General features: G+C 70.1%; 23 protein-coding genes, 2 tRNA genes and 1 pseudogene. 13 read left to right on the plus strand and 13 right to left on the minus strand.

Features of this window, described 5'->3' with window-relative positions:
• Positions 1 to 75 precede the first annotated feature (75 nt).
• On the plus strand, positions 76 to 897 hold the full coding sequence (locus ACH4E8_RS23035; RefSeq protein ID WP_398451031.1) for a lipase family protein: 822 nt from the start codon (positions 76 to 78) through the stop codon (positions 895 to 897).
• A 139-nt stretch (positions 898 to 1,036) separates the two neighbouring features.
• Here ACH4E8_RS23035 and ACH4E8_RS23040 read toward each other — a convergent pair whose 3' ends face one another.
• Positions 1,037 to 1,711 (minus strand): rhodanese-like domain-containing protein, encoded by a 675-nt coding sequence (locus ACH4E8_RS23040; RefSeq protein WP_398451032.1) that lies wholly within the window; start codon positions 1,709 to 1,711, stop codon positions 1,037 to 1,039.
• Positions 1,712 to 1,848: 137 nt separating this feature from the next.
• On the opposite strand from ACH4E8_RS23040, the gene ACH4E8_RS23045 reads away from it, so the two are divergent.
• Entirely contained in the window at positions 1,849 to 2,136 is a 288-nt protein-coding gene (locus tag ACH4E8_RS23045; protein ID WP_361536119.1) for a metal-sensitive transcriptional regulator, read from the plus strand.
• 95 nt (positions 2,137 to 2,231) lie between these two features.
• Here ACH4E8_RS23045 and ACH4E8_RS23050 read toward each other — a convergent pair whose 3' ends face one another.
• The 3 genes from ACH4E8_RS23050 to ACH4E8_RS23060 all read right to left on the minus strand — a co-directional run bounded on the left by ACH4E8_RS23050 (position 2,232) and on the right by ACH4E8_RS23060 (position 5,481).
• Positions 2,232 to 2,996: a sulfite exporter TauE/SafE family protein gene (locus ACH4E8_RS23050; RefSeq protein WP_398451034.1), complete on the minus strand. Its 765-nt coding sequence runs from the start codon at positions 2,994 to 2,996 to the stop codon at positions 2,232 to 2,234.
• Positions 2,993 to 4,504, minus strand: a complete 1,512-nt coding sequence (locus tag ACH4E8_RS23055) for a rhodanese-like domain-containing protein (protein WP_398451036.1) — start codon at positions 4,502 to 4,504, stop codon at positions 2,993 to 2,995. Before ACH4E8_RS23055 ends, ACH4E8_RS23050 begins: the two co-directional genes overlap by 4 nt.
• Before the next feature lie 128 nt (positions 4,505 to 4,632).
• A complete protein-coding gene (locus tag ACH4E8_RS23060) occupies positions 4,633 to 5,481 on the minus strand; it encodes a class I SAM-dependent methyltransferase (protein WP_398451038.1) in 849 nt (282 codons plus the stop codon).
• 205 nt (positions 5,482 to 5,686) lie between these two features.
• Here ACH4E8_RS23060 and ACH4E8_RS23065 point away from each other — a divergent pair, with 205 nt between their 5' ends.
• Together ACH4E8_RS23065 and ACH4E8_RS23070 are read left to right on the plus strand one after the other, a co-directional pair.
• Positions 5,687 to 7,111, plus strand: a complete 1,425-nt coding sequence (locus ACH4E8_RS23065; protein WP_398451040.1) for an RICIN domain-containing protein — start codon at positions 5,687 to 5,689, stop codon at positions 7,109 to 7,111.
• Between the two features lie 70 nt (positions 7,112 to 7,181).
• Positions 7,182 to 7,694: a hypothetical protein gene (locus ACH4E8_RS23070; RefSeq protein ID WP_398451042.1), complete on the plus strand. Its 513-nt coding sequence runs from the start codon at positions 7,182 to 7,184 to the stop codon at positions 7,692 to 7,694.
• Between the two features lie 18 nt (positions 7,695 to 7,712).
• Here the strand turns inward: ACH4E8_RS23070 and ACH4E8_RS23075 are convergent, their stop codons facing one another.
• Genes ACH4E8_RS23075 through ACH4E8_RS23085 form a run of 3 tightly spaced genes read right to left on the minus strand, consistent with a single transcriptional unit; the run spans position 7,713 to position 9,921 of the window.
• Complete coding sequence (locus tag ACH4E8_RS23075) at positions 7,713 to 8,489, minus strand: GNAT family N-acetyltransferase (protein ID WP_398451044.1); 777 nt, start codon at positions 8,487 to 8,489, stop codon at positions 7,713 to 7,715.
• Positions 8,462 to 9,379, minus strand: coding sequence for an alpha/beta fold hydrolase (locus ACH4E8_RS23080; protein ID WP_398451046.1), 918 nt, complete (start codon positions 9,377 to 9,379; stop codon positions 8,462 to 8,464). Before ACH4E8_RS23080 ends, ACH4E8_RS23075 begins: the two co-directional genes overlap by 28 nt.
• 53 nt (positions 9,380 to 9,432) lie before the next feature.
• On the minus strand, positions 9,433 to 9,921 hold the full coding sequence (locus tag ACH4E8_RS23085; RefSeq protein ID WP_398451048.1) for a hypothetical protein: 489 nt from the start codon (positions 9,919 to 9,921) through the stop codon (positions 9,433 to 9,435).
• A gap of 149 nt (positions 9,922 to 10,070) precedes the next feature.
• Between ACH4E8_RS23085 and ACH4E8_RS23090 the strand changes: the two genes are divergently transcribed.
• The gene (locus ACH4E8_RS23090; RefSeq protein WP_398451050.1) at positions 10,071 to 10,418 is read left to right on the plus strand and encodes a VOC family protein; all 348 of its coding nucleotides are present in this window, start codon (positions 10,071 to 10,073) and stop codon (positions 10,416 to 10,418) included.
• A 31-nt stretch (positions 10,419 to 10,449) separates the two neighbouring features.
• Here the strand turns inward: ACH4E8_RS23090 and ACH4E8_RS23095 are convergent, their stop codons facing one another.
• The gene (locus ACH4E8_RS23095) at positions 10,450 to 10,920 is read right to left on the minus strand and encodes an NUDIX domain-containing protein (RefSeq protein WP_398451052.1); all 471 of its coding nucleotides are present in this window, start codon (positions 10,918 to 10,920) and stop codon (positions 10,450 to 10,452) included.
• A 2-nt stretch (positions 10,921 to 10,922) separates the two neighbouring features.
• A pseudogene (locus ACH4E8_RS23100) lies at positions 10,923 to 11,054 on the minus strand (XRE family transcriptional regulator); the annotation flags it as partial.
• A 722-nt stretch (positions 11,055 to 11,776) separates the two neighbouring features.
• On the opposite strand from ACH4E8_RS23100, the gene ACH4E8_RS23105 reads away from it, so the two are divergent.
• The 4 genes from ACH4E8_RS23105 to ACH4E8_RS23120 all read left to right on the plus strand — a co-directional run bounded on the left by ACH4E8_RS23105 (position 11,777) and on the right by ACH4E8_RS23120 (position 15,435).
• On the plus strand, positions 11,777 to 12,589 hold the full coding sequence (locus ACH4E8_RS23105) for an RNA-directed DNA polymerase (RefSeq protein ID WP_398451054.1): 813 nt from the start codon (positions 11,777 to 11,779) through the stop codon (positions 12,587 to 12,589).
• 610 nt (positions 12,590 to 13,199) lie between these two features.
• Positions 13,200 to 13,988, plus strand: coding sequence for a hypothetical protein (locus tag ACH4E8_RS23110; RefSeq protein WP_398451056.1), 789 nt, complete (start codon positions 13,200 to 13,202; stop codon positions 13,986 to 13,988).
• A 107-nt stretch (positions 13,989 to 14,095) separates the two neighbouring features.
• On the plus strand, positions 14,096 to 14,758 hold the full coding sequence (locus tag ACH4E8_RS23115) for an HAD family hydrolase (protein ID WP_398451058.1): 663 nt from the start codon (positions 14,096 to 14,098) through the stop codon (positions 14,756 to 14,758).
• A 107-nt stretch (positions 14,759 to 14,865) separates the two neighbouring features.
• Positions 14,866 to 15,435 (plus strand): HD domain-containing protein, encoded by a 570-nt coding sequence (locus ACH4E8_RS23120; protein WP_398451059.1) that lies wholly within the window; start codon positions 14,866 to 14,868, stop codon positions 15,433 to 15,435.
• On the opposite strand, the gene ACH4E8_RS23125 is transcribed toward ACH4E8_RS23120, so the two are convergent.
• Positions 15,423 to 15,896 (minus strand): NUDIX hydrolase, encoded by a 474-nt coding sequence (locus ACH4E8_RS23125; RefSeq protein ID WP_398451061.1) that lies wholly within the window; start codon positions 15,894 to 15,896, stop codon positions 15,423 to 15,425. The genes ACH4E8_RS23120 and ACH4E8_RS23125 overlap by 13 nt on opposite strands.
• Positions 15,893 to 16,657, minus strand: a complete 765-nt coding sequence (locus ACH4E8_RS23130; RefSeq protein WP_398451063.1) for a helix-turn-helix domain-containing protein — start codon at positions 16,655 to 16,657, stop codon at positions 15,893 to 15,895. The genes ACH4E8_RS23125 and ACH4E8_RS23130 overlap by 4 nt, the downstream gene beginning before the upstream one ends.
• 445 nt (positions 16,658 to 17,102) lie before the next feature.
• Here ACH4E8_RS23130 and ACH4E8_RS23135 point away from each other — a divergent pair, with 445 nt between their 5' ends.
• Positions 17,103 to 17,321 carry a hypothetical protein gene (locus ACH4E8_RS23135; protein WP_398451064.1) on the plus strand — a complete coding sequence of 73 codons (219 nt, stop codon included), beginning with the start codon at positions 17,103 to 17,105 and terminating at the stop codon, positions 17,319 to 17,321.
• Between the two features lie 76 nt (positions 17,322 to 17,397).
• A complete protein-coding gene (locus tag ACH4E8_RS23140) occupies positions 17,398 to 18,282 on the plus strand; it encodes a methyltransferase domain-containing protein (protein WP_398451066.1) in 885 nt (294 codons plus the stop codon).
• Between the two features lie 66 nt (positions 18,283 to 18,348).
• Here ACH4E8_RS23140 and ACH4E8_RS23145 read toward each other — a convergent pair.
• Positions 18,349 to 18,421: transfer RNA gene (locus ACH4E8_RS23145), tRNA-Arg, on the minus strand.
• Between the two features lie 254 nt (positions 18,422 to 18,675).
• Positions 18,676 to 18,766, minus strand: a tRNA-Ser gene (locus ACH4E8_RS23150).
• Positions 18,767 to 19,150: 384 nt separating this feature from the next.
• Between ACH4E8_RS23150 and ACH4E8_RS23155 the strand changes: the two genes are divergently transcribed.
• Entirely contained in the window at positions 19,151 to 19,663 is a 513-nt protein-coding gene (locus ACH4E8_RS23155) for an SSI family serine proteinase inhibitor (RefSeq protein WP_398451068.1), read from the plus strand.
• Positions 19,664 to 19,836: 173 nt separating this feature from the next.
• Positions 19,837 to 24,048: a PAS domain-containing protein gene (locus ACH4E8_RS23160; RefSeq protein WP_398451070.1), complete on the plus strand. Its 4,212-nt coding sequence runs from the start codon at positions 19,837 to 19,839 to the stop codon at positions 24,046 to 24,048.
• Positions 24,049 to 24,094: the final 46 nt, after the last annotated feature.

Here is a 24,094-nt window from a genome sequence, read left to right on the forward strand (position 1 = left end):
CCGGGCGTCCGCGGACGAGGAGTCGGCACAGCCGGAACGACCGGCAGCAGCACGTGAACAAGGAGGGACCCGTTCGTGCCCGTACCGTCCACGATCGACCATCGAGCCACCGGCTACAGCCTGCCGCACGCCTACTGGATGGCGCGGGCCGCGGAGTTGGCGTACCAGCCGCCGGACCAGGTCCGTCGACAGGCGCAGGAGTGGGGATTCGACCGGGTGCGCCACCACGAGTCGCTGTTCGAACCGCCGTTCGCGCTGGACGACACCCAGGCGTACACGATGGCCAGCGACCGGATGATCGTGACGGCGTTCCGCGGGACGGAGCCCGTGCAGATCCGGGACTGGCTGTCGGACGCCAACACCCCGCCGTGGCCGGGGCCGGCGATGACCGGCTACGTGCACTACGGCTTCGGCGCGGCGCTGGACTCGGTGTACCCGGAGGTCAGGGATGCCATCGCGGAGTTCCGGGACGGCGAGCAGACGGTGTGGTTCACCGGGCACAGCCTGGGCGGCGCACTGGCGATGCTCGCGAGCTGCCAGCTCTATCTGGAGAAGCCCAAGGTGCGCGCGGACGGGGTGTACACCTTCGGGCAGCCGCGGACGTGCGACCGGATCCTCGCGGCGGCGGCCAACCAGGGCTTCAAGGACCGCTTCTACCGGTTCGTGAACAACAACGACATCGTGCCGCAGCTACCGCCCGAGCCGGCGTACACCCACGTCGACGCGGTGCGCTACTTCGACGCTAAGGGGAAGCTGCACACGGCGACGCCGCTGCTGCCGGGGCTGGTCGACCGGGCGCGGGGGCTGACGGCGGACGCGTTCGCACCGGCGAGCGACGGGGTGCGGGACCACTTCATCACCAACTACATCGCGGTGCTGGAGAAGAACCTGGACTGACCGGGCAGATGGGTTCGAGGGGCCGCCCGGTGCGTCGGGCGGCCCTCTCGTTGTGCAGGTGTACGGTTCACGGGCGTACGACTCGCAGGCGTACGGCTCACGGGCGTACGGCTCAGGCGCGCGCGACGTAACCGCGCGCTCACAGCGCCCGCAGGCGCTCCTGCGCCGCCGTGAGGTCCGCGGGCGCGGGCCGGTTGTGCGGCAGCTTCGCCAGGACCGCGGCCATGCCGCAGGTGTTGGTGAGCGCGGAGAACACCAGCCCGCCCGCGACGCCCGCCGCGAGCAGCAGCCAGGCCGGGTGCACCAGGGCGCCGAGCCCGACCCCGGTCAGCACCAGCGTGCCGGCGGTCAGCCGGACCTGGCGGTCCATGGCCCAGGCGCGGCGGGGCACCGCGCAGACGGTCCCGGCCTCGGCCCCGGCGACGGACTGCGGGTGCTCCAGCGCCAGCCCGCGGTCCGCCCACGCCGACGTGCCGCCGACGAGGGTCGCGGCGCGCACCCCGTGCCGGGCCAGCGCCGCACACGCCCGCTCCGAGCGCGCGCCGGACGCGCACACCATCAGCAGCGGCCGCCGCCCGGCGGCCCCGGTCAGCTCGGGCAGCGCCCGACGGAGCTGGTCGAGGGGGACGTTGACGGCGCCGGGCAGGTGACCGGCCGCGTACTCACCGGGCGTGCGGACGTCGACGACGGCCAGCTCGGACAGCCGGGCGTACGCCCCGTCGACGTCGAGGCGCGCGCCGATGCCGGCGTCGGCGTTCGTGTTCGCGGTCGTGTTCGTGCCCGGGGTCGTGTTCGCGTTCGCGTTCGTGCTCATCTCTTCTGCTGCCTTTCTGTTGCGGTACGGCGCCGACCTCGGTGTTCGCGGTCGGGTGCCGAATCGGGGTAAATTACCCCCAGGGGTATCTGGACGCATCCAGGGGTCTCAGGGGGATCGATCGAGGAGGGTCGTTCGTGGAGCTGGACATGGCCGCGGCCGAACTGAAGGCCGTGCTGAACCGCCTGCGCCGGGCGCAGGGGCAGATCTCCGGAGTCATCCGCATGATCGAGGAGGGGCGCGACTGCGAGGACGTCGTGACCCAGCTCGCCGCGGCTTCGCGCGCCCTGGACCGGGCGGGGTTCGCCATCATCGCCACCGGTCTCCAGCAGTGCATGACCGACATCGAGTCGGGTGCGAAGCGCGAGGAGGACCCGGAGAAGATGCGGGCGCGGCTGGAGAAGCTCTTCCTTTCGCTGGCGTGACGCCCTGGAGCCGCCGCCCCGCCGCCCCGGCGTGACGCGCCGGGGCGGCGGCCCGGCCTGGAGCACGGGGCGCCGTACGACGCCCGCGCCGCTCATCACGAGCCCCACCACACCGCGTCCACGAGCATCACGGCCGCCACCGCCGCCAGCCCCCACGCGAAAACCGTCCGCAGGGTCCCAGCGTCGACCTTCCCGGCGAGCCGCTTCCCGTCCCACGCGCCCAGCACCGCGGCGCCCGCGAACGGCGCGATCAGCCCCCAGTCCAGCCCTTCGGCCGTCCCGGAGCGGGTGGCGAGCGCGGCGAGCGCGTTCACGCTGATCACCAGCAGGCTGGTGCCGACGGCGGCCCGCATGCGCAGCCCGAGCGTGCCGGTCAGGGTCGGTACGACGAGGAAGCCGCCGCCCACGCCCAGCACGCCGGTCACCGCGCCGAGCCCGGCGCCCGCGCCGGCCGCGGCACCGGGCCGCCCCGGCCGTGCCCCTCCGGTGTCGTCGTCGGCCTTCGCCGGCCGCAGCATCCGGACCGCCACCACCGCGGCGATCACGGCGAACGCCCCGGTCAGCACGGCCTCCGGCAGCCGCCCGGCGAGCGCGCCGCCGAGCGCCGCGGGCACGAGTCCCGCCGCCGCGAAGAGGCCGCCGGTGCGCCAGCGCACGTTCCCCTCGCGGGCGTGCGAGACGAGCGCGGTCGCGGAGGTGATCGCGACGATCACCAGGCTCGCGGTGGTGGCCGCGGCCGGGCTGAAGCCGAGCAGATAGATCAGCGCGGGGACGGCGAGGACGCTGCCGCCGCCCCCGAGGCCGCCCAGCGCGAGCCCGACGACGGCCCCGGCGAGCAGCGCGAGTATGAGCGCGGTCATGCCGTCGCTTCACCGGCGACGGCGACGGCGTCTGCGCCTGCGCCTGCGTCTGCGCCAGTACCTGCGCCAGTGCCAGTGCCGGACGCCTCGCTAGCCGCCCCACCGGACGCCCCGTCGAACGCCCCACCAGCCGCCTCGCCAGCCGCCTCGCTGAACGCCAGCCCCGCCGCCTGCGCCGCCAGGAAGCCGTCGTCAACGGCGACGACCTCGCGCCCCGCGGCGTCCAGCAGGGACGCGGCGATCGCGGCCCGCATCCCGCCCGCGCAGTGCACCCACACCACGCCATCGGGCACCTCGCCCAGCCGGGACCGCAGCTCGTGCACGGGTATGTGGACGGAGCCGGTGAGCCACCCTTGCGCGGACCGCTCGGAGTCCCGCCGTACGTCCACCACGACGACCTCGTCCTGCGTCGCGTCCGCGAGCTCCGCGAAGGTCGCGCGCCGGAAGGAACGCGGCCGGTCGCCGTCGCGCAGCCAGCCGTCCACCGCGCCCGGCGCCCCCGCGCCCGGCCGGTCGATCCCGACCCGCACCAGCTCCCGCTGGGCGTCCGCGAGCTGCTGCGGCGACTCGGCGAGCAGCGTGATCGGCTTGCCCCACGGCACCAGCCAGGCCAGGTACGTGGCGAGCTGCCCGTCCGCCTCGAAGTTCACCGCGCCCGCGACGTGCCCCGCCGCGAACGCGACCCGATTGCGCAGGTCGACGACCCACTCGCCCTCCGCCAGCCGCGCCGCGATCGCGTCGGCGTCGGCGACGGCGGGCGGGGTCAGGTCGACGGGGCCCGGCCCGCGGGCGTTCAGCGGCCCCATGTGCATGTAGTACGCAGGGATGTCGTCGAGTCCGGCGAGCAGCTCGGCGACGAACGTGTCCACGTCCTTGACCAGCGCTTCGTTGCCGATGCGCTCAGCTCCGATGGTGCTGCCGCCGCCGACCGCGCCGTTCTGCGCGGAGGAACAGAAGCTGCCGAAGCCGTGCGTGGGCAGTACGGCGGTCTCGTCGGGCAGCTCGTCGGCGAGCCGGTGCGCGGACGCGTGCTGCGCCCGGGCGAGCCCTTCGGTGAGCCGGGGCTCGACGAGGTCGGGCCGCCCGACGGTGCCGATGAGCAGCGAGCCGCCGGTGAACGCGGCGACGGGCCCGCCTGCCTCCTCCAGCACGTACGCGGTGTGGTGCGGGGTGTGCCCCGGGGTGGCGACGGCGCGCAGCACGAGGTCGACGTCGACGTCGAAGCGGTCCCCGTCGGCGACGGGCGTGCGCTCGTACGCGACGCGGGCGCCGGCCGGCACGAGGTAGTCGGCACCGGTGACGCGGGCGAGTTCAAGCCCCCCGGTCACGTAGTCGTTGTGGACGTGCGTCTCGACGACGTGCGTGATGCGCACGGAGCGCCGGGCGGCGGCCGCCAGCACGTGGTCGACGTCTCGGGGCGGGTCGACGACGACGGCGGTACGGGCGCCGCCGGCGAGGTAGCTGCGATTGCCGAGACCCGGCACCTCAACGGTGTCGATGAAGAACACTGCCCTGATCCTTTCCCTGCCGGTTTACCCCCCGGGGTATATGTGGACCGTACCAAATTACCCCCGGGGGTATACAAGCCCCCAGCAAAACACCTGTTCAGAGCAGGTGTGCAGGACTCAGGGTGGGCTCAGATGCGGGTTTCCGCGCCGCCGCGGCGCACGCCCGTGACAAGGCTGGAAACGAACGGCAGCGTGACGGCTCCGTCGGCGCTCGCGTACGGCGCAAGCAGCCCCCGCACGACCTCCCCGACGCGCGCCAGCCCGTCCGGCCGCGCCTCGGCGACGGCCTGCCCCCAGGGCGTCGCGGCGAGGCACCCCGGCACGTACTCGCTCAGCGCCGGCAGGTGGACCTCCGCGACGACCTCGCGCGCGACCACGTCGCCCAGCCCGTACGCCCGGAACAGCCCGGTCAGCTCGGCGGCGGAACACCCGAAGGCGGAGCCGCACCAATCCCCCAGCTCCACCCCGCCGACCTGCTCGTACGCCTGCTGCTGCGCGGCGAAGAACGGTGACCTGACCGCCTCGACCCAGGTGGTGACGGCCACCCGCCCACCGGGCCGCAGCACCCGGACGAACTCGGCGACGGCGGCGCCCCGGTCCGGGAAGAACTGCATCCCCTGCTGGCACAGGACGACGTCGAACGCGCCCGCCGCGTACGGCAGGTCCCCCGCCTCCGCCTCCTGCCACTCGACGACGACCCCGTCGTCGGCGGCGCGCGCGGCGGCGGTCCGCAGCATCCCCGGCACGATGTCCACCCCGACGACGCGGCTCCCGCCGCCGGCCATCCGCACGGCTGCGCCCCGCGCCACGAACCCCGTGCCGCAGGCCACGTCGATCAGCGCGAGCCCGGGCCGCAGCCCGGCGACGTCCAACAGGGCCTCGACGAAGGGCTCCATGACCGGCGCGACGTACTGCTCGTACCGGTCGGGCCCGTCACCCTGCGTGAGCCGGAATCCTCGCGCGGCGCCCTCGCCCATACCTCGACCCTAGGTACGCGGGCCGCACCCCGCACGTCGGTACGTCGTGCGCCGTACGGGCGCTGCACGGGCGCCGTACGGGCTACGTACGCCGTACGGGCTACGTACGTCGTACGGGCAGCGTCGGCGCCGCCCCCGCCGGCATTGCGCCGGTGCTGTGCGGCCGTTGATCAGAAATTGACGTGCGCCCCGGACACTCCGCGGCATGATCTTCCGACCAAGACCCGTGCGTCTGACCGCGCGGATACGCACCGCCGCCGTCCTGGCAGTCGCCACCCTCGGCACCACCCTCGTCGCCACCACGGGAGCGGCACAGGCCACGGACACGGCCCGCCCCTCCGCCGCACAGCCCCGGCCCGCCGCGTCCCCCGACGCCGACCCGACGTTCCGGGTCATCGAGGACAAGAGCCTGCCCGTGCAGCGGGACAAGGCCCGCGCCTCGGTGGGCATCGCCTCCGCCCCCCGCTGCGACGGGGACGGCGCCAGCGGCCCCCGCGTCCAGCTCATGTACGTCCGCGGGGACCGGCAGCCCGACCGGTTCGACCAGTTCCGCGAGCAGTTCCAGGCCCACGCCGTCAACCTCAACAGCAAGTTCGTCGAGGCGTCCGAGCGGATGGGGGAGCGCCGCGAGGTCCGCTTCGTCCACGACGCGAACTGCCGCCCGACCATCACCCGGGTCGTCGTCCCCCAGGCCGCCATCGACGGCGACGGCGATCCCACCTGGCGCGCGGTGATGGCCCAGGGCCACACCAGCAACGACCGCAAGTACCTGATCTGGGCCGAGAACAACGTCTGCGGCCTCGGCTTCGGCTACAACGTCGACCAGCGCCCCGGGCAGGAGAACGCCAACAACACCAACTCGGCCTGGCCGATGATCGGCATGGGGCCGCGCGGCTGCTTCAGCGACCCCAACGTCGACGTGCACGAACTCCTCCACACCATGGGCGCCGTCCAGCCGAACGCGCCCAAGTCGACCGGGAACGGCGCCCACTGCTACGTCCAGGGCGACCTGATGTGCTACGACGACGGCAACATCCCCAACCCGCCGGGCCGGCTGGTCCCCTGCGACTTCCCGGAGCGGGCCGTCATCGACTGCAACCGCAACATGTACTTCAACCCGAAGCCCCAGCCGGGCAGCTACCTCGACCGCAACTGGAACATCGCCAACAGCCGCTTCCTGATCCGCGGCGGCGGCTCCACCACCCCGGTGCCGGCCAAGGCGCAGTTGCGCAGCGCGGTCGGCGGCTGGGCAGCCGACGTCGACATGGCGAGCACCGCCAACGGCACCAAGGTCAAGGCCGAGATGAGCAGCGCGCACCAGGCCCAGCGCTGGAACCTGGACCGCCTGACCGACGGGCGCTACCGCATCGCGTCGGCCCTCGACACGGGCAAGGTCCTGGACTCCAACACCGACCGCTCCCGGGTGGTGGACGGCACCAGCCACTTCGCCCAGATCTGGAGCTCGGGCAACGGCGAGAACCAGAAGTGGACGCTGCGGCAGGTCGCCGGCGGCCGGTACGAGGTCGTCGGCAACGACGGCGGCTGTCTGACCGCGTCCCGGTACGGCGCCGCGCTCGGCGTCTGGTCCTGCGACAACAGCGACAGCCAGCGGTGGACGTTGGCGCCCTGACGTCAGGGCGCGCCGGTGGGCCGGGCGGCACCTGCCCGGCCCACCGCGACAACGTCGTAGTGTCGTGGTCATGAGCGCCACCACCGCTGCCATGATCGCCGCCGTCGTCGGGGTGCTCGGCACCCTCTTCGCCCCGTTGATCACGGTACGGGCCACGAGGCGCCAGCGGGCGGAGGACCTCCGCACCGAGGAGCGCCGGCGTCACTTCGACGACCGGCGCACCGCGTACACCGCGATGAACCGCGCCTCCCGCCACTTCCACACCATGCTGAAGGACGCCCTGCACCGCCTGCGGGACGGCGTGTACACCGACGAGGACCGCCTCCAGGTCGAAGAGGCCCGCCGCGAGTACCGGGACCGCTACGCCGAGGCCCAGATGATCGTCCCCGAGGCGGTCCTCGACGCCTCCCGCGAGGTGAACGCCGTCCTCGCCGGAGCCGACGCCGTCATCAAGCGGATCGACCGCGGCCTGGCCCGGGAGGGCGAGGACGCACCCCGCGCACTGACCGACCTGAAGGCCGCGGAACCCAAGCTCACCGCGATGCGCCGGATCATGCGCGAGGACCTGGGCACGCTCGACTGACCTGCGCCTAGACGCGGTTCACCGACGGCTGCGCCCCGGCGCCCGGGTGAAGACGTGCGAGCGGCCGACCGCGACGAAGCCCCGGCGGGCGTACCACTGCCGCGGCCAGTCGTCGGGGTCGGCGAGCAGGAAGACGAGCCCGCAGCCCGCGGCGTGCTGGAGCGCGGTCGCGAGCACGATGTCGGCGTAGCCGCGCCGGACGTGGGTGTCGGCGGTGACGACGTCCTCGATCTGCGCGATCCCCCGGGCCGCGTCGAGATAGAGGTCGGCCCAGGACCCGACGACACCCTCCGCGTCCCGCACGGCGAGGAACCGCACCTCGTCCGCCCCGCGCAGCCGTGCCGCCCTCCGGTCCGCGAACTGCTGGACCACCTGCTCATCGGCCCGCGGCATCCACACCCTGACCTGCCGCACCACCGCGTCCCGCAACTCCCCGAGCCGAACCGTCCGCGCCGGCTCTGCCGGCCGGCCGACGGTGCCGGCGTACGTCATGACCAGCTCCGTCTCGTGCCCGTACCCCGCCGCGGCGAGCACCGACGCGCACCCGTCCCCGACGGCATCGTCCAAAACGGTGATCCGCCGGTGCTTCAGGTGCCCGAGGACGCTGTCGGCCAACGCTGGCAGTCCATCGGGGTCCGGTGCCCCGTCGACCACGAGCTGGTTGTTCTCGTACGACGCGGCGTACCGCGGATCCAATACCGCCACCCCACCGGGCACCTCCTCCACCACCGCGGCCTGCCGCCGCGCGAAGGCGGCACGGAAGTCGGCTATGTGCTGGAGCACTTCGACTGACATGCGGGCAGTTTACGTACCGCCGCGCCCGCGCAGGAGCGCCAGAATCCCAGCAGCGCCGAGACCGTCTCGGCGGGCCGGTGCACGTTCGGCGAATGCCCGCCGCCTTCGATCCTGACGAACGCGGCCCCCAATTCACGGGCCATCTTCTCGACCCCTTCAGGAACCCAAGTCTCGTCGGGCGTCCCGGACAACACGCACGTCGGCAGCGAAAGGCCCGCGAGCCGGTCCGTGTCGTCGGTCTCGTTCAGCATCTGCTCCGCTGCCGCGGCCAATTGCCCCGGAACATTGCTCAACCACCGCCGTTCCAGGAATTCCACCACGTCGGCGGGGGTGTCGACGTCGTCGTTCCGCACGAAGGGCCACATGTCGGCGAGCGCCATCGAGTCGACGACGGACAGCAGCAGCCGCAGACGTTCCTGCTGGCCCTCCGAGACGCCCGCCGGACCGAAGTTCATCAGCGTCACGGACGCCCAGAGCTCCGGGTCCCCCGCCGTGTCGAGCACGGCCGCCCGAACGAGGCTCCCCCCGTACGAATGCCCGACGAGGTGCACCGGCCCGGCGCCGATCGCCCCGACGACGGCCACGAGGTCCTCCACCAGGTCCTGCTGCGCGTACGAGGGCTCCACCGAGCCGCCGTCCCCCGTCTCGTACTGCCCCCGGCCGTCGACCGCCAGGACGCGCACGCCCCCCTCGCTCAGCCCGGACAGCAGCGGCAGGAAGTCCTCCTTGCTCCCCATGAACCCGGGCACGAGCAGGGCCGTCGGTCCCACTCCCCCCTCGGCCGAACCGCCGAGGGCCGGAACGTCCAGCGCCGCGAAGACCCCCCGCTCCGTCCGCAGCCGAACGGCGCGCGCGTGCTCCGGACCCTCCAGGCTCAACAACTGACTCATGGGCGGCCATGATAGGCGCGCACCCAACTCCCCTGCCTCCAGCCCTGGTTGCCTCACCCCTCGGGCTGCGCCCCGCCCCCACCCCGCGGCGCCGGCACCCGCACGCTCCGATCGTCCCGGTGCCACCCTCCGATGCGCCCGATCAGCTTCCAGATCCCCTTCTCCTCGTTCCGCACGACCTGCCGCCGCGACTCCCAGGAGAGGACGTCCTGCCCGTAGGCACTGCGGGCCAGCGAATTCACGTCCTCTTCGACGCCCCGCAGATGCTTCCCGAGCCGCTGAATGCCGTCATTGCTGTCCCGTAAATACAGATAAGCGATGAGCACGACGGTCCCGACGATCACCAACCGCCCATACCCGAGATTGCTCCCCAACGTCGCCGCGATGGCTGTTGCCGCCCCGGCATACCCCGCCAACTGCTGCCGCGCCGAGATCCGCTGCACGACCTCGGACCGAAGGGACTCGTACTCCCTCATCCGCAGCTCAATGACCTTGCCGATTTTCTCGCGCTCGCTGTCGGGCTCACATTCGGACTCGTTCACGGCATCCCCCTTCGCGACGTTTCCGCCGAGATGATGCCCTCCGCCCCCGTCCCCGACACGTCGGGACGCAGCGCCCCGGCACGCGCCCCGGGCGGGCCGTAGTACTCCTGGGGGCACAAGGACAGGTTCGTTCTCGCTTGGAGTCGTCGATGGCCGTTCGCCGTGTCGTACCCAACATCCGGTCGGAGGCCGCACAGGAGAGCCGGGAGTTCTACGGCCTCCTGGGCTTCGAGGAGGTCATGAACCACGGCTGGATCATGACGCTCGCCTCCCCCACCGCCCCAACAGCCCAAATCAGCATCATGACCGACGACAAGACAGCCCCCGTCACCCCCGACATGAGCATCGAGGTCGACGACGTGGACGCGGCCTACGCGACCATGCGGAAGAACGGTGCGGAGATCGTCCACCCCTTGCAGGACGAGTCGTGGGGCGTACGACGGTTCTTCGTCCGCGACCCCAGCGGCCGGGTGGTCAACGTCCTGGGCCACCGCTGACGACCCCTCCACACCGCCCCGCCGTCCCCGCTCAGCCGAGGTACGGTCGCTCCCGCCCCTCCAGGAAGTGCCCGATCCTCAACCGCTGCGTGGAGTGCATCGGCAGTTCGTCCAACTCCTCCGGCGGAACGAACCGCAACTCGGTGGACTCCTGCGAGATTTCGAGCCGTCCTCCGACGATCCGCGCCGTGAAGCACACGTTGCACTGCCGACGGACCTCGCCGTCCGAATAGGCGATGATGTGCTTCGGATCGGTGTAGGTGCCGACCAGCCCCGTGATCTCCACCTCCAGACCGGTCTCCTCCCGCACCTCCCGTACAGCCGTCCCCGGCAGCGAGTCGGCGAGATCCATTCCACCACCGGGCAGCGCCCACAGATCGCTGTCCCGCCGTCGCTGGAGCAGGATGCGCCCCCACTCGTCGGTGACCACCGCCGATGCCGCCACGACCATGCTGTTCGGCTCGGGCGCCGTCGGATCGTCGTAGTACTCGGTCCGCGCCACGCTCACCCCTCCTCGTGGTCCACGGGTACCGCCGTCGCCCACACGGCGTCGAAGCTCTCCGCGTAGGTGTCGAACAATCCCCCGCCCTCGCTGCGGCGAAGATGCCACAACGGCGCACCGTACGCGTTGACGCCCCGCCCCCCGCAGGCGGCAGCACACAATCCATCTAACGCCTGGGCCCTGGTCCTCATCCGCAACGGCGCCGGACTCGCCACCGTCCGACAGGCCGGACCACGACGCTTCTGAGGTGCCGGCGACGGACCCAACGATGATGGCGGTGCGGCAGGCCCCCCATGGCCGTCTGATCCGCTCCCCGAAACCTCCTGGGGCGGTTGCCGTCAAACACTGCCGTCAACGCAAAAACCAGAGGCCCTGTCGATCTCTCGACAGGGCCTCTGGCCTGCTGTGCACTCGGCAGGATTCGAACCTGCAACCTTCTGATCCGTAGGATCGGGCAGCCCGTGCCCAGGACCGCCGACGACTGCGAACGCCGCGTGTCCACGTGGGCAGTCATGGGTGTCTGTGTGCCGTCGTTGCTGTCACGGTTGCTGTCAACCGACTCCGACCGCTGCCGCGCATTCGCGACGCCCCAGCCAGAAACGAAGACGTGAGCGTGGCTGGAGCGATCGGTGAGACGCGTGTGCACGGCCGAGTCCGCACGCGTGATCACGGCATCACACCTGACTCAATCAGAGACGAGTCACCGGCCTACTAGCCAGACGTGCGTAAGCGTGATCTTGCGGCACAGCTCCAGTCAGGGCCATCGATCGAAACCCACCTATTTCTGGAACTCGCACTCTCTGGCAGGTAACCTACGCTTCACTGACGGAACTTGACGGGGCGGCAGGAAGTACTCGTGGCAACGGCACACTATTTGGACCTTGCAGCTCTCCGCTTGTTCAACATAGAAAGCCGTAGCGAGCTTCCAGATATTATCAATTTCCGCGATATTAGCTTTTCGTGGGGGCGAGGGTACCGCGACGAGATGCTGGAGCACATTTCCAGAACTCACTGCGGCCCCAACAAAGTAGAAATCATAGAGCACCCTAAAGATCCCATCTCAGTACGCCCACTCGCCCGGTTCGACATAAAAGACCGCTTAACATACGAAGCCATAGTCGCAGAAATTGCTTCGACTGTGGATAGCCTCATACCCGAGAACGTGTTCAGCTACAGAGTCAACCGCAACCAAATTCACTCAGTAAGCGATTGGCTTGAGTGGCGAAATCAGGCGCGCAAGATTCTAGAGCAAGACCCTCAAATCGCCATGGCAAGAACCGACATCGCCTCTTTCTACGAGAATATCGATATCGGAATTCTTAACGCAGATCTAGCACAAGTCGGGATCAACGACCCGTTGATCAGTCAGCTGCACTCCTTCCTTTACAGGTTCCAGCAGCAATCACACGCCTGGGGGCTTCCCCAGGGGTCAAGTGCATCGGGCGCCCTGTCCAACATCTACCTGATTCCTTACGACGAACAAATAAGGAAATTCGGAGTAAGGCATGTACGGTACTCGGACGACACCTATATATTCGGTCAAAGCTGGGAGCAATTGCGATCAGCGCTAACTGGAGCCAACCAGGCACTGCGCGCAAGGCGCCTAGTTTGCGCGATGAGATTTCTTACTTTTATTACCGCGGAGCACCGCATGCGAAGGAGCTTCTAAACGACCTATTCCACAGCGCTACACGCATGGGACCAGCAGGAGAGCGCGATATCAAGTTTTCCCTTACACGGTTCCGCAGAAGAAGAGATGACACGGCCGTGCACTGGGCCCTAGATAACCTTAAAGAACTGCATCATCTTTCAGATCAAATCCTTCGATACGTAGATAGCCTACACGGCTATCGAGAGGACTTGAAAAACACTCTCGAATCAACGGTGCTGGATTTCAACCTAACCGATTACCCCTATCTTGAAAGGAACATACTCCACTCGGCGCTACGCAAAGAGATCCAATCTCCCCTACTGAAAGATTACGCATGGCATGTGCTACGCGATAGAAACCGCTCAAACTACCCGCGCGAGTTTGCAGCCCGGTACATAGGGCGATTCTCTGGGATGGCAGATGGCCCCCTCTTGCGCATGCAGTACGAAGCAGAAGGTAGTGAGCCTGTACAGCGAGCGATACTTATAGCGCTGCACGAATGCCGATATGTTGAGCCATCACTCCTTCGTTCGCTGTCAAACTCCACTTCCGACCTTCGATGGGTTGCAAACTACCTTATTCGAAATCCCCCTGTCGTACCGCTTCCACGCTAAGGAACTAAGAGATCGTGCTGAGGATTATCACATACTTGACATCGTGCACGGCGCTGCTGGCGCTAGCATTCTCTTTTCCAAACACCACAGTCGGCGATATCTCGATCGGAGGATTCTTGGCCCTGATTGCCCCTGCAGCGGTCACCATTATCGGAGAAATGGCGACCATTCGCATGAGGTGGTACTCGATCCGCCACAGAAATAAGCCAGTGCGCATATCTGCAGCTTATCTTTTCCGAATTAAACTCGATGGAAAATACCTACTAGTTAAGGGGGCCCGGTTTCCTCACTATCAACCCGCTGGAGGAGTATTCAAGGTCTCACCAAAAGGTCAATCATTTCTAGCAAGCATAGGCGCCCAGGACGACGACTTGATCCCCATAGACCAAACGAGTGCGGCCGACATCAGGATCCGCATAAAAGGAGCGAGCATTTCAAAATTCTATAACTGGTTCGAGAGTCGAAGCGGCAGAGAAGACGCCCCCTGGCGAGAGTTCCACGAGGAGCTAATATCTACCGCCATTCTTCCTTCGGGATCATTTCCATACATCTTCCATGAGTACCAAGGCCGCGTCGTGGATAGCATTCGCTTCAGCCAATACGCAAATTCACACGAAATAATAATAGCGGACATCTATGAACTTCTACCAACTTCGGAACAGGAGGATGCCTTGAGGTCTACATTTTCATCCCAGCGAGACAGATTTGGCTGGTTTTCCGAAGAAGAGATTAGGCGGCGCGGCACGCTTCCCGGAGCACCTAACGTCATGCCGATAGCCGAGCATTCCCAGAAGATCATCTAGGGAAGATTTAGATACTCGGCTATGGGCATTGACAGCGAAATATGCTCGTGGGGATCGGCCACGGGACAGCTATCAGCAGCCGTCCAAGTCCCCGTAGGATCGGCTCCATGATTCGTGCAGTGGTGTTTGACGTCGGGGAATGTCTCGTGGACGAGACGCGCGAGTACGGGACCTGGGCGGACTGGCTGGGTGTCCCCCGGCACACCTTCGCTGCGGTGTTCGGCGCGGTCATCGCGCAGGGGCGGGACTACCGGGAGACGTTCCAGGAGGTTCGCCCCGGCTTCGACCTGGACCAGGAGCGCGAGCGGCGGGCGGCTGCGGGGCAGCCCGAGTACTTCGGGGAAGAGGATCTGTACGACGACGTGCGGCCCGCGCTGGCGCAGCTCCGTGCGGACGAGCTCTGGCTCGGGATCGCGGGGAACCAGACCGTACGGGCCGGTGGGCTGCTGCGTGGGCTGTTCACCGGCGACGTGGATCTGATCGGCACCAGTGACGACTGGGGCGCGTCCAAGCCCGACAGCGCGTTCTTCGAACGGGTCGCCTCGGTCGTCCCCTTCGACGTCTCGGAGATCCTGTACGTCGGGGACCGGGTCGACAACGACATCCGGCCCGCCGTCGCAACCGGCATGCCCACCGCGCTCATCCGCCGCGGGCCATGGGCCACCATCCAGTGGAACACCCCCGACGCAGAGACGCTGCCGACCCTGCGGATCAGCAGCCTCCTCGAACTCCCGGAGCGGATCGCCAAGCTCAACGCATCAGCCTGCTGAGCGCGCACTTCGAGCAGGACATGCAGGTCGCACAGCCCCGCCGCCTCACGCAGGTACCGCGCCGAACGAAGATGAGCCCGCTCTCCCCCGCCGTAGCCTTGCTCCCCATGGAGCTGACTCGATGGGCCTATGCGCTCTCCGAATCCCTGCTGTCCGCGCCGCTCCCGCGCCGTTGGGCCCACTCCCTCGGTGTGGCCGAGCGGGCCCGCTCACTCGCTCCGATACTCGGTGCCGACGCCGAACTGCTCGAAGCCTCAGCCGTCCTCCACGACATCGGCTACGCACCGTCCATCGCCACCACGGGCTTCCACCCGCTCGACGGAGCCCGGTTCCTCCGGCACACGGAGCACGCCGACGAACGCGTCGTCAGCCTTGTCGCGCACCACTCCTGCGCAGTCCTGGAGGCTGAAGAACGGGGCCTCCAGCACGACCTGGAGACCGAGTTCGCGCAGGAGCGGCTCGAGTTGCGGGACGCCCTGACCTTCTGCGACATGACGACGACGCCGTATGGTCAGCTCACGACACCGACCGCCCGGCTGGCGGAGATCGTCCAGCGGTACGGTCCGGACACCCTCGTCGGCCGCTTCATCCAGCGGGCCACGCCGGAGATGCATTCCGCGGTGCATCGCGTCGAACGCCGTCTGGCCGAGTCCGCACCGGGCGGTCAGCCGATGTAGGGGGCTCGCCTTGACGCGTCCAGACCGTGCTGGATGCGGAGCCTCATGGACGGGTGGATGTCGAGTTCGTCCAGGCCGGCGGGATCGACCCAACGGACCTCTTTGGACTCGCTGCTGGTTCGCAGGGACCCTCGCACCAGGTGGGCACGGAAACAGATCGAGAACTGCTGCCGGACCTCGCCGTCGTCGTACGCGATCACGTGCTCGGGGTCGGAGTACAGACCCACGATGCCGTCCACCTCGACCCGGATGCCGGTCTCCTCCTCCACCTCGCGCACCGCCGTGTCACCGATGCGCTCCCCGATGTCGTGGCCACCACCGGGCAGCGCCCACAGGTCGTTGTCGGTCCGATGGATGAGCAACAGCAACCCGGCGTCGTCCCTGACGACGACCGTGACGGAGGGGACGACGGAGTTCGCCTCCGGGGCGTCGGGATCGCGGAAGTGGTCGATCCGGCTCATGTCTGGAGTCCTCCCAGGTCAGTGGGCGAGGAGATGGGCCGTGCCGCCTCCCAAACCCGCTCGATGCTCTCGGCGTACGAGTCGAACATCCTGCCTCCGGAGACCCGTTGGAGGTGCAGGACCGGGGCCAGATAGGCCCCCATCCCGTAGAGGTGGCCATTGGCGAACATCTCGTCATCTGCCCGGTAGATGGAGTTGTACAGCGTCGTTGCGTGCAGTCTGAACTCCACGCCGGGCAGCCCGAAGAACGACCTGTAGTTGACCAGAGCGTTCTGAATCTTGCCGGCCAGAGCCGCGCCGATGCCTTCGTCCGCGCCACGAACCGCGACCGCGTCACTGCCAGGGCTGCCCAGCAGGAACCGGATCTGCACACCGGCAGCGGACTTCTCCCCGACCACCCGGTGAAACGCCGCGTCCTCCGTCAGCCAGAATCCGGAGTACACGAGCACGTCTATCCGTTCCCTCGCCTGCACCATGAGGTCGACGAACGCCGATACGGGCAGATCGGACCGACGCTCGTAGAACGCCACCAGTTCGGGGCTGTTGGCACGCGCCGCCCGCGTCTCTCTCAGCGCGGGCCAGAGGGCGTACGCACTCTCCCCCAGCACCTCCGCCGCCAACGCGGCCGTGGTCCGGCGCGGCGTCCGATTGAGGTTGACCCAACGCTCCACCGACTTGGGATCGATGCCAACCGTCTTCGCGAGTGTGGCGTACGTCCAACCTCCCGCCGCCAGCGCGGCTCGAAGTCTCTGATTCGGCACGGCTTCCCCCTTGGGCTCGGGACGGCTTCAGGGACGTTCTACCGGACACGAACGTCCCCAATTGGGGTTCGAAGGAGGTTCCCCCGTCCTGATGACGCGAGCCAAGATCTCCGCAACCTGCCGCCCGCTCACCGTCGGGCCTGGTCAACCCCGTTGAGGAGCCGCGCTATGCCGCTGCGTAAACCATCAAGTCGTCCTCGCCCCAAGACCACAACAGCCGCACCGAGGTGGGACGAATGACGCGCCCCGGTCTGCCAGAACGCGATGAAGACCGGGCCCGGATGACGCTGCGGGTGTCGCGGGACTCGGGCCGGACCTGGGGCCCGACCACGGTCGTGTGCTGCGTCGACCCCAAGGACCTGCCGACAGATCCCATGCGCTTCCCGCCCTGCCAGTGCGCACGCTGCCGCGGCACGAACGCCACGTCTACTGCGGGGGTGCTGGCGTGAGGGCTTCCGCGACCGATGCCGTGTGGTCGGCCCTGGCCCGGGCCCTGTTCGCGCGCCAGGACCTGACGTCCGACTGGGTGCCCAGCTTCGCCGCCGTACCGCGCTCCGCGTTCCTGCCGGACATCATCTGGCCGTACGACCCCGGCCGCGGTGACCACGTCCGTGTCTCCCGGTTCAAGGAACCCGGGCGCCTGGTCCACGTACGCGCACTGTGACGTCCCCATCGTCACCCAGTGGGACGAGAACAGCGACGCCCACACACCACTGACCGAACCCACCAGCTCGTCGTCCATGCCCAGCATCACCCTGTCGATGCTGCGGGACCTGGACGTGGGCGCCGGCTCGCGCGTGCTGGAGATCGGCACCGGGACCGGGTGGTCGACCGCACTCCTCGCCCACCGCCTCGGCCGACGCAACGTGGTCAGCATGGAAGTGGACGCCCCCATCGCGGCCCGGGCCCGGGTCGTCCTGCGGCGCTTCGGGCTGCCCGTGACCGTCGTCGGCGCGGACGGGCTCCTCGGGCACGCGGCCGGTGCTCCGTACGACCGAATCATCGCGACCTGCGGGGTCCGGACGATTCCGTACGCGTGGGTGGAACAGTCCCGCCCCGGCGGGCTGATCCTGGTCCCCTGGGGCACCCACTACGCACCCATGGACGTGAACGTCCTCCTCACCGTCGCAGACGAAGGCCGCTCGGCGTCCGGGCGCTTCCTCGGGCCGGTGGAGTTCACCAAGCTCCGCGCCCACCGCCTCACCTGGCCGAACCACGCGGACTACCTGGCCACGTACAGCTTCGGCAGCGCGGCAAAATCCCTGACCTCGGTCACCGCCACCGACCTCGGCGCCGGGCGGTTCGAGCCCTCCCACCTCGCCGTCGGCACCCGCGTCCCCTACTGCGTCCACGCCCCCGCACCCTCCCGCGGTGGAGTCCAGCCCGTCTGGTTCTACGGCCTCACGGACACGTCCTGGGCCGTGGTCCTCTTCCGCAACGGCGCCGGACTCGCCACCGTCCGACAGGCCGGACCACGACGCCTCTGGGACGAGGTCGAAGAGGCCCTGCGCTGGTGGCGAGACGCGCGACGTCCCGGCTTCGAACGGTTCGGGCTCACCGTCACGGCGGAAGGGCAAACCGTCTGGCTCGACGACCCGTCGCAGCCGTGCCAACGCCGGGCATGAGGCGCGGAGAGCGGAGAGGTGACAAAGGAAGAGGCCCCGGATCTCTCCGGGGCCTCTTCCTCGCTGTGCACTCGGCAGGATTCGAACCTGCAACCTTCTGATCCGTAGTCAGATGCTCTATCCGTTAAGCTACGAGTGCTTGTGCTTCCCGGGCTTTTCCTCCCGGTCGGCGTCGCGAGAACAACATTACATGACCTGCGCCGTCAGGCGAAATCCATTCGTCATACCGGGGCTGACCTGGGGAAAACCCGTCCAGAGGGGCTCAGCGGGGTCCGGTCCGGAAGGCCCGCGCAGGGGTGGGTGACCGGCGCCACACACAGCTCTCGCCGGGGCAAACGCGGGGGAAACACAAGAGCCCCGGGCCAGTGATGGCCGAGGGCTCTTGTGGTGAAGCGGAGGCGGAGGGATTTGAACCCTCGATGGGCGGTAAAACCCAAACCGCATTAGCAGTGCGGCGCCATAGACCGGACTAGGCGACGCCTCCAGCACCCCCGCGCAAGCGCGAGTGGTGTGCAGATGATGACACAGCCACGCGCGGTGTCACCAATCGCTGACCACGGTACTAGGCGGGCCCGGCCGACGGCAAAGCACATCCGAGGCACATCCGGGGACGTCCAGATGCCTTCACGGTGCGTCCGCAGGGCGTACACACCCGTCGGGCCGGGGAGCGGCGCGGACGGAGTGCGCAACGGACGGGCGCGGGGCGCGTTAGACGCGGTGGGGCCGCGTGGCCCCGAGCTCGGCCCCGGCCGGACGTCGTGCGTGTGCGGCGTCCTCGAACCGCGTACGACGCCCTCACCCGCGCGGGGTGTGCACAGCGGCACCCGCGTGCCGGAGGGGGCGTCACGAAGAACAAACAGGAGCGTTCATGCTGCGCCGCATCGTCCTCATCGCCTCCGCGTCCGCCGCCGTCCTCAGCGGCACGGCACTCGCCGGGCCCGCCAGTGCCGCGTCCGGGCTGCCCGTGCCGTTGCCCGTACCGGTGCCGGCGCCGTTGTCGTCGCTGCTCGGGGAGGAGCAGCCGAAGGACCGGTTGACGGTCGTCGTGTCGGAGACGGGGAACCCGCGGACCGACGGGCGGTACGAGTTGGACTGCAGCCCCGCGGGGGCGAAGGGCGCCCTCGGGATGCCGGGCGGGTCGCACCCCGCCGCGGCCGGGGCGTGTGCGCGGCTGGACGAGATGGCGCGGGAGGGGGAGAACCCGTTCGCGCCCGTGCCGCGGGACGCGCTCTGCACCCAGCAGGCCGGTGGGCCGGCCACCGCGCGGGTCACCGGGACCTGGCAGGGGCAGCGGGTGGACTCGACCTTCACCCGGCAGAACGGATGTGAGATCTCCCGCTGGAACCTCATGCGGCCCATCCTTCCGAGTGCCGGCGCATAGTGGCTCACCGGGCAGCTCACAGGGGTCGCGTACGCCGTACGGTCACGAGAAATGCACCGCACGCGCACACAACCCGGATGAGAGCTGCCCCTCTTCCCCCGCACCCGTCCGGCCGCTGCCTTTAGACTCCCTCCCAGTGACAGGCTGAAGGGCAGCAGGGAGGAACCGTCGTCGTGAGCAGCAGGCCATCCCGAGGCGCTGCTCGCCTCGCAGCCATACTCGACGCGCTCCCCGACGGGCTCGTGCTGGTGAATTGCAACGGCACGGTCGTCAACGCCAACACCATTGCGCTCGAACTCTTCGAGGCGCCGGGCACCGCCCTGGTCGGGCGCGGGCTGCTGGATCTGCTGCCCGCGTTCGACTCCAGGCTGATCCCCGGGTCGATGCGCCGCCCGGAGGCGGCCGGCCCGCGCGGTCGTACGAAGCCGACGCGGATGACCGCGCGGCGCACCGACGGCAGCGAGTTCCCGGTGGAGGTGACCAGCGCCAGCCTGGAGGACGGGCGGGAGGCGTACGACGCGCAGCACTCGCTCTACACCGGCGACGAACTGCTGATGCTGGTGGTGCGGGACTTGTCGGGGACGGTGGACACCGAGGCGGAGCTGGCGCGTTCGCAGCGACAGACCGAGATGATCCTGCGGGCCGCGGCCGAGGGCGTCGTCGGCACGGACACCGAGGGGCGGGTCGTCCTGGTCAATCCGGCCGCGGCGCAGATCCTCGGGTTCCGCGCCAGCGACCTCGGCGGGCAGGAGCTGCACCCGTTGGTGCTGCACTCGCGGGAGGACGGCAAGCCGTTCCCGTACCCCGAGTCGCCGCTCGCGGACACGCTCAGGTCGGGGCGCAAGCACCGGGTCCGCGGACAGGTGCTGTGGGCGAAGAACGGCTCGCGGGTGCCGGTCGACTTGACGACTTCGCCGGTGCGCGACGGGGACCAGCTCGTCGGCGCGGTGATGACGTTCACCGACCGCCGGCCGATCGAGAAGTTGGTCGAACAGCACGCGGCCGAACTGACGGGGACGACGGAGCGGCTGACGACCGAGCTGGAGCAGGCGCGGGAGGAGCACGCGGCCGAACTGGCCGACAAGGCCGAGCGCTACACCGTCGAGATCGAGGGGCGCGACGAGCGGTTCCTCGCGCTGGCGGGGCGGCAGGAACAGCTCACGGCGGTGCTCGGGGACGCGTTGCGCGGGCCCTTGGAGGAGTTGCGGGCCGAGCTCGGGACGCTGGCGGCCGATCCGGCCGGGCAGTTGTGGCCCGAGGCGAACCAGATCCTGCACCACCTGGCCGCCGGCTACTCGCGGATGACGACGCTGATCGACAACGTCCTCGGCTTCCAGCGCCTGGACGCCGGCGCCGAGCCGTTGGCCAAGTCGAAGTCGCTGTTCGACGCGGTCGTGACGGCCGGTGTCGAGGGTGCGGTGGAGCTGATCGGGCCGGGTCGGGTGCAGTTCGCGGTGCACGCGCCGCCGATCGAGGCCGAGGTGGACGCGGGTCGGTTGGCGACCGCGCTGGCGCATCTGATCGCGGACGTCGCCGGGGTCGACTCGACGGGGAAGACCCGTCCGGCGGCGGCTCCCGAAGCGGGTCCGGGGGGTGCAGCGGCCGGTGTTGACGGTGCGGGTGGTGCTGCCGGCGGTGGTGCTGCGGGTGGCGGCGGTGCGGCGTACGTGGACTCGACGGTCGTGGTCGCGGCGGCGCAGCGCGGTGAGGTCGTACGGCTTGAGGTGCGCGGGCCCTTCCCGGGGGGCGATCCGGTGCACCAGCCGATCGTCCGCGGGATCGTGGCGGCGCACGGCGGGGTGGTGCAGACGCACGAAGTGCCGGGGATGAGCGGCAGTGCGTACGTGGTGGAGGTGCCGCTCGGCGAGGGCGCGGGGGCCGTGGTCGCCGCGGCGCCGGCGACCGGGCGCGAGCTGGAGCTTCCGGCAGGGCAAGGGGCTGGCCGGGAGGCCGGACGGGATGCCGGGCAAGCCGTTCGGCAGGGCGGTCAGCAAGCCGTTCGGCAGGGCGGTCAGCCGGGCAACCAGCAGGCCGGTCAGCAGGATGGTCAACGGGCCGGTCAGCAAGAAGGCCGGCAGGGCGGTGGCGGTCAGCAGGGCGTCCAAGGGCGCGCGCTGGCGCTGCCGGAGCAGGCTTCGGGGGATCCGGCGCCGGGCGGCGGGCGCCGTAGGGCCCGCCGAGGGTCCACGGACGCGTTCCTGGCGAGCCCGCTGGAGGCGGAGCCGACCGCGGGTGAGGGCGGTGCCGGTGGCGACGGCGGTCCCGAGGGCGGGACCGGGCGTCGGCGCGGGCGGCCGAGCCCGGCGGAGGGCAACGTTCCGGCCGAAGGTGCCGTGGTGTCCGCCGCCGAAAGCGCGGCGCAGGCCGGTCGGCCCGCACTCGGTCAGGCAGTACCGCCGCAGGGCGTACCGGCCGGGGCCGGTACGGGTGACGGTGCTGGCGCTCCCGGTGGTGCCGGTGGTGCCGGTGGTGCCGGCGCTCCCGGTGGTGGTCGGCGGGCGCGGCACAGTGGAGTGCCCGAGCTGCCGGCCGGGCCGGGTGGGGCAGGTGCGCCAGGTGTGCCGGGTGGGCCAGGCGTGCCCGGCGCGGCAGGTGGGCCGGGCGGGGGCCAGGTTCCCGTACCGCCGCAGGGTGCTGCGCCGCAGCCCGTACCGCCGCAGGTACCCGTGCTGCCGCAGGCTCCGGTTCCGCCGCAGGTGCCCGTACCGCCGCAGGGTGTCGCGCCGCAGCCCGTACCGCCGCGAGGGGCGGCTCCGGTGCCGGCGCCCGTACCTGCGCAGGCGCAGGCTCCCGTGCCGGCGGAGGCCGCTGCCGGGCGGCGGGCCCGTCGGGCGCTCGCGCCCGCGCCCGCCGAGGGCCCGGCGCCGCAGGCCGCCGCGCGGCCCCCGTTCGCGCTGTCCGCCGGCGACGCCGCGCAGCACGAGACCGCCCGCACCGGACCGGGCGCCGACGACTTCACGCCGCCGCAGCCGCACCCCGTGGTGCCGCCCGGGCCGACGGGACGTCGTAGGGCGCGCCGGGAGATCGAGGGCCAGGGGGTCCAGGAAGTCCAGGGAAGTCAGGGAAGCCAGGAGGGTCAGCCGACGGAGGACACGGCACCGGCACCGGCACCGGCACCTGCGGCTGGGCAGGCCCGGGCGCCTCAAGCCGCTGACGTGCGCTCCCTTGAGCAGGGGCCGCGGTCCCTGTCCCAGCCGTTGCCGGCCGAGGCTCCGATGCCGGCCGACGCCTCGCAGGGGCGGGCGTTCAGCGTAAGGACCCTCGGGCAGGGCGTCCCGTTCACACCGAACCAGGGCCAGGGTCAGGGTCAGGTTCAGAACCAGGCACCGGGCCAGAACCAGGCACCGGCACCGGCACCGGGTCAGGCGCAGGCGCCCTCCTCCGGCTCCGGGCGGCGGCGCAAGCTGGCCACCCCGCCGGCCGAGGACCGCCCCGAGCCGTCAACGACGGCACCCGCCGCCCCACCGCAGCCGAACGGCCACACCCAGTCCGCGCTCCGCCTCCCCGCACCGGGGGAGCGCGAGCGCGAGGAGCAAGGTCGGGCGTACGCCATAGGCGCCCCCGACGAGGGCGCCGCCGAGGGCCCCGAGCCGTTGGACGGCCCGGGCGGCGCGGTCGAGGTCACCAACCGGCCGCACCCCCAGCCGGTCGACGACGAGTTGCCGCCCGAGCCGTTGGACAACCCGCGCCGGCTGCTGGTCTGGCCCGCGCCGGACGTCTCCACTCAGCAGGCGCTCAGCGAGCGCGGCTACCGGCCGGTCGTCGTGCACTCGCGCGAGGAGGTCGACGCGCAGATCGCCGCCTTCCCCGCGGCGCTGTTCGTCGACCCGCTCACCGGGCCGATCACCCGCACCGCGCTCCAGTCGCTACGCCAGGCGGCCGTCGCGGCGGAGGTTCCGGTGCTGGTCACGGCCGGTCTGGGGCAGGCGACCCGGGAGGCCGCGTACGGCGCCGACCCCGCGGTGCTGCTGAAGGCGCTCGCCCCGCGCGACAGCGAGCAGCACCCCTCGCGGGTCCTGCTGATCGAGGAGCACGAGGAGATCGCGCTGGCGTTGACGGAGGCGTTGGAGCGTCGCGGCCTCCAGGTCTCGCGCGCCGCCGCGGACGCGGACGCCGTCTCGCTCGCGTCCCAGATGCGGCCGAACCTCGTCGTGATGGACCTGATGCAGGTGCGCCGGCGCCGCGCCGGGATCATCGACTGGCTGCGGGCGAACGGGCAGTTGAACCGTACGCCGCTGGTCGTCTACACGTCGGCCGGGCTCAACCGCGCCGAGTTGCCGCGGCTGTCGTCCGGGGAGACGGTGCTCTTCCTCGCGGAGCGGTCGACGAACGCGGAGGTCCAGTCGCGGATCGTGGACCTGCTCGCCAAGATCGGCACGAATTAGCGGGACGAGCACGTGAGAGGGGCCCGGGAGCGTGGGCTTCCCGGAC

The organism is Streptomyces sp. NPDC017979 (assembly GCF_044328175.1).
Lineage (GTDB): Bacteria > Actinomycetota > Actinomycetes > Streptomycetales > Streptomycetaceae > Streptomyces.

What these genes read in the sequence shown, in the direction of transcription:
- ACH4E8_RS23120 (WP_398451059.1), top strand. Translation starts at nt 14,866, where the DNA reads ATGGAGCTGACTCGATGGGCCTATGCGCTCTCCGAATCCCTGCTGTCC.
- ACH4E8_RS23140 (WP_398451066.1), top strand. Translation starts at nt 17,398, where the DNA reads ATGCCCAGCATCACCCTGTCGATGCTGCGGGACCTGGACGTGGGCGCC.
- ACH4E8_RS23050 (WP_398451034.1), bottom strand. Translation starts at nt 2,996, where the DNA reads ATGACCGCGCTCATACTCGCGCTGCTCGCCGGGGCCGTCGTCGGGCTC.
- ACH4E8_RS23060 (WP_398451038.1), bottom strand. Translation starts at nt 5,481, where the DNA reads ATGGGCGAGGGCGCCGCGCGAGGATTCCGGCTCACGCAGGGTGACGGG.
- ACH4E8_RS23065 (WP_398451040.1), top strand. Translation starts at nt 5,687, where the DNA reads ATGATCTTCCGACCAAGACCCGTGCGTCTGACCGCGCGGATACGCACC.
- ACH4E8_RS23155 (WP_398451068.1), top strand. Translation starts at nt 19,151, where the DNA reads ATGCTGCGCCGCATCGTCCTCATCGCCTCCGCGTCCGCCGCCGTCCTC.
- ACH4E8_RS23125 (WP_398451061.1), bottom strand. Translation starts at nt 15,896, where the DNA reads ATGAGCCGGATCGACCACTTCCGCGATCCCGACGCCCCGGAGGCGAAC.
- ACH4E8_RS23090 (WP_398451050.1), top strand. Translation starts at nt 10,071, where the DNA reads ATGGCCGTTCGCCGTGTCGTACCCAACATCCGGTCGGAGGCCGCACAG.
- ACH4E8_RS23080 (WP_398451046.1), bottom strand. Translation starts at nt 9,379, where the DNA reads ATGAGTCAGTTGTTGAGCCTGGAGGGTCCGGAGCACGCGCGCGCCGTT.
- ACH4E8_RS23115 (WP_398451058.1), top strand. Translation starts at nt 14,096, where the DNA reads ATGATTCGTGCAGTGGTGTTTGACGTCGGGGAATGTCTCGTGGACGAG.
- ACH4E8_RS23070 (WP_398451042.1), top strand. Translation starts at nt 7,182, where the DNA reads ATGAGCGCCACCACCGCTGCCATGATCGCCGCCGTCGTCGGGGTGCTC.
- ACH4E8_RS23040 (WP_398451032.1), bottom strand. Translation starts at nt 1,711, where the DNA reads ATGAGCACGAACGCGAACGCGAACACGACCCCGGGCACGAACACGACC.
- ACH4E8_RS23075 (WP_398451044.1), bottom strand. Translation starts at nt 8,489, where the DNA reads ATGTCAGTCGAAGTGCTCCAGCACATAGCCGACTTCCGTGCCGCCTTC.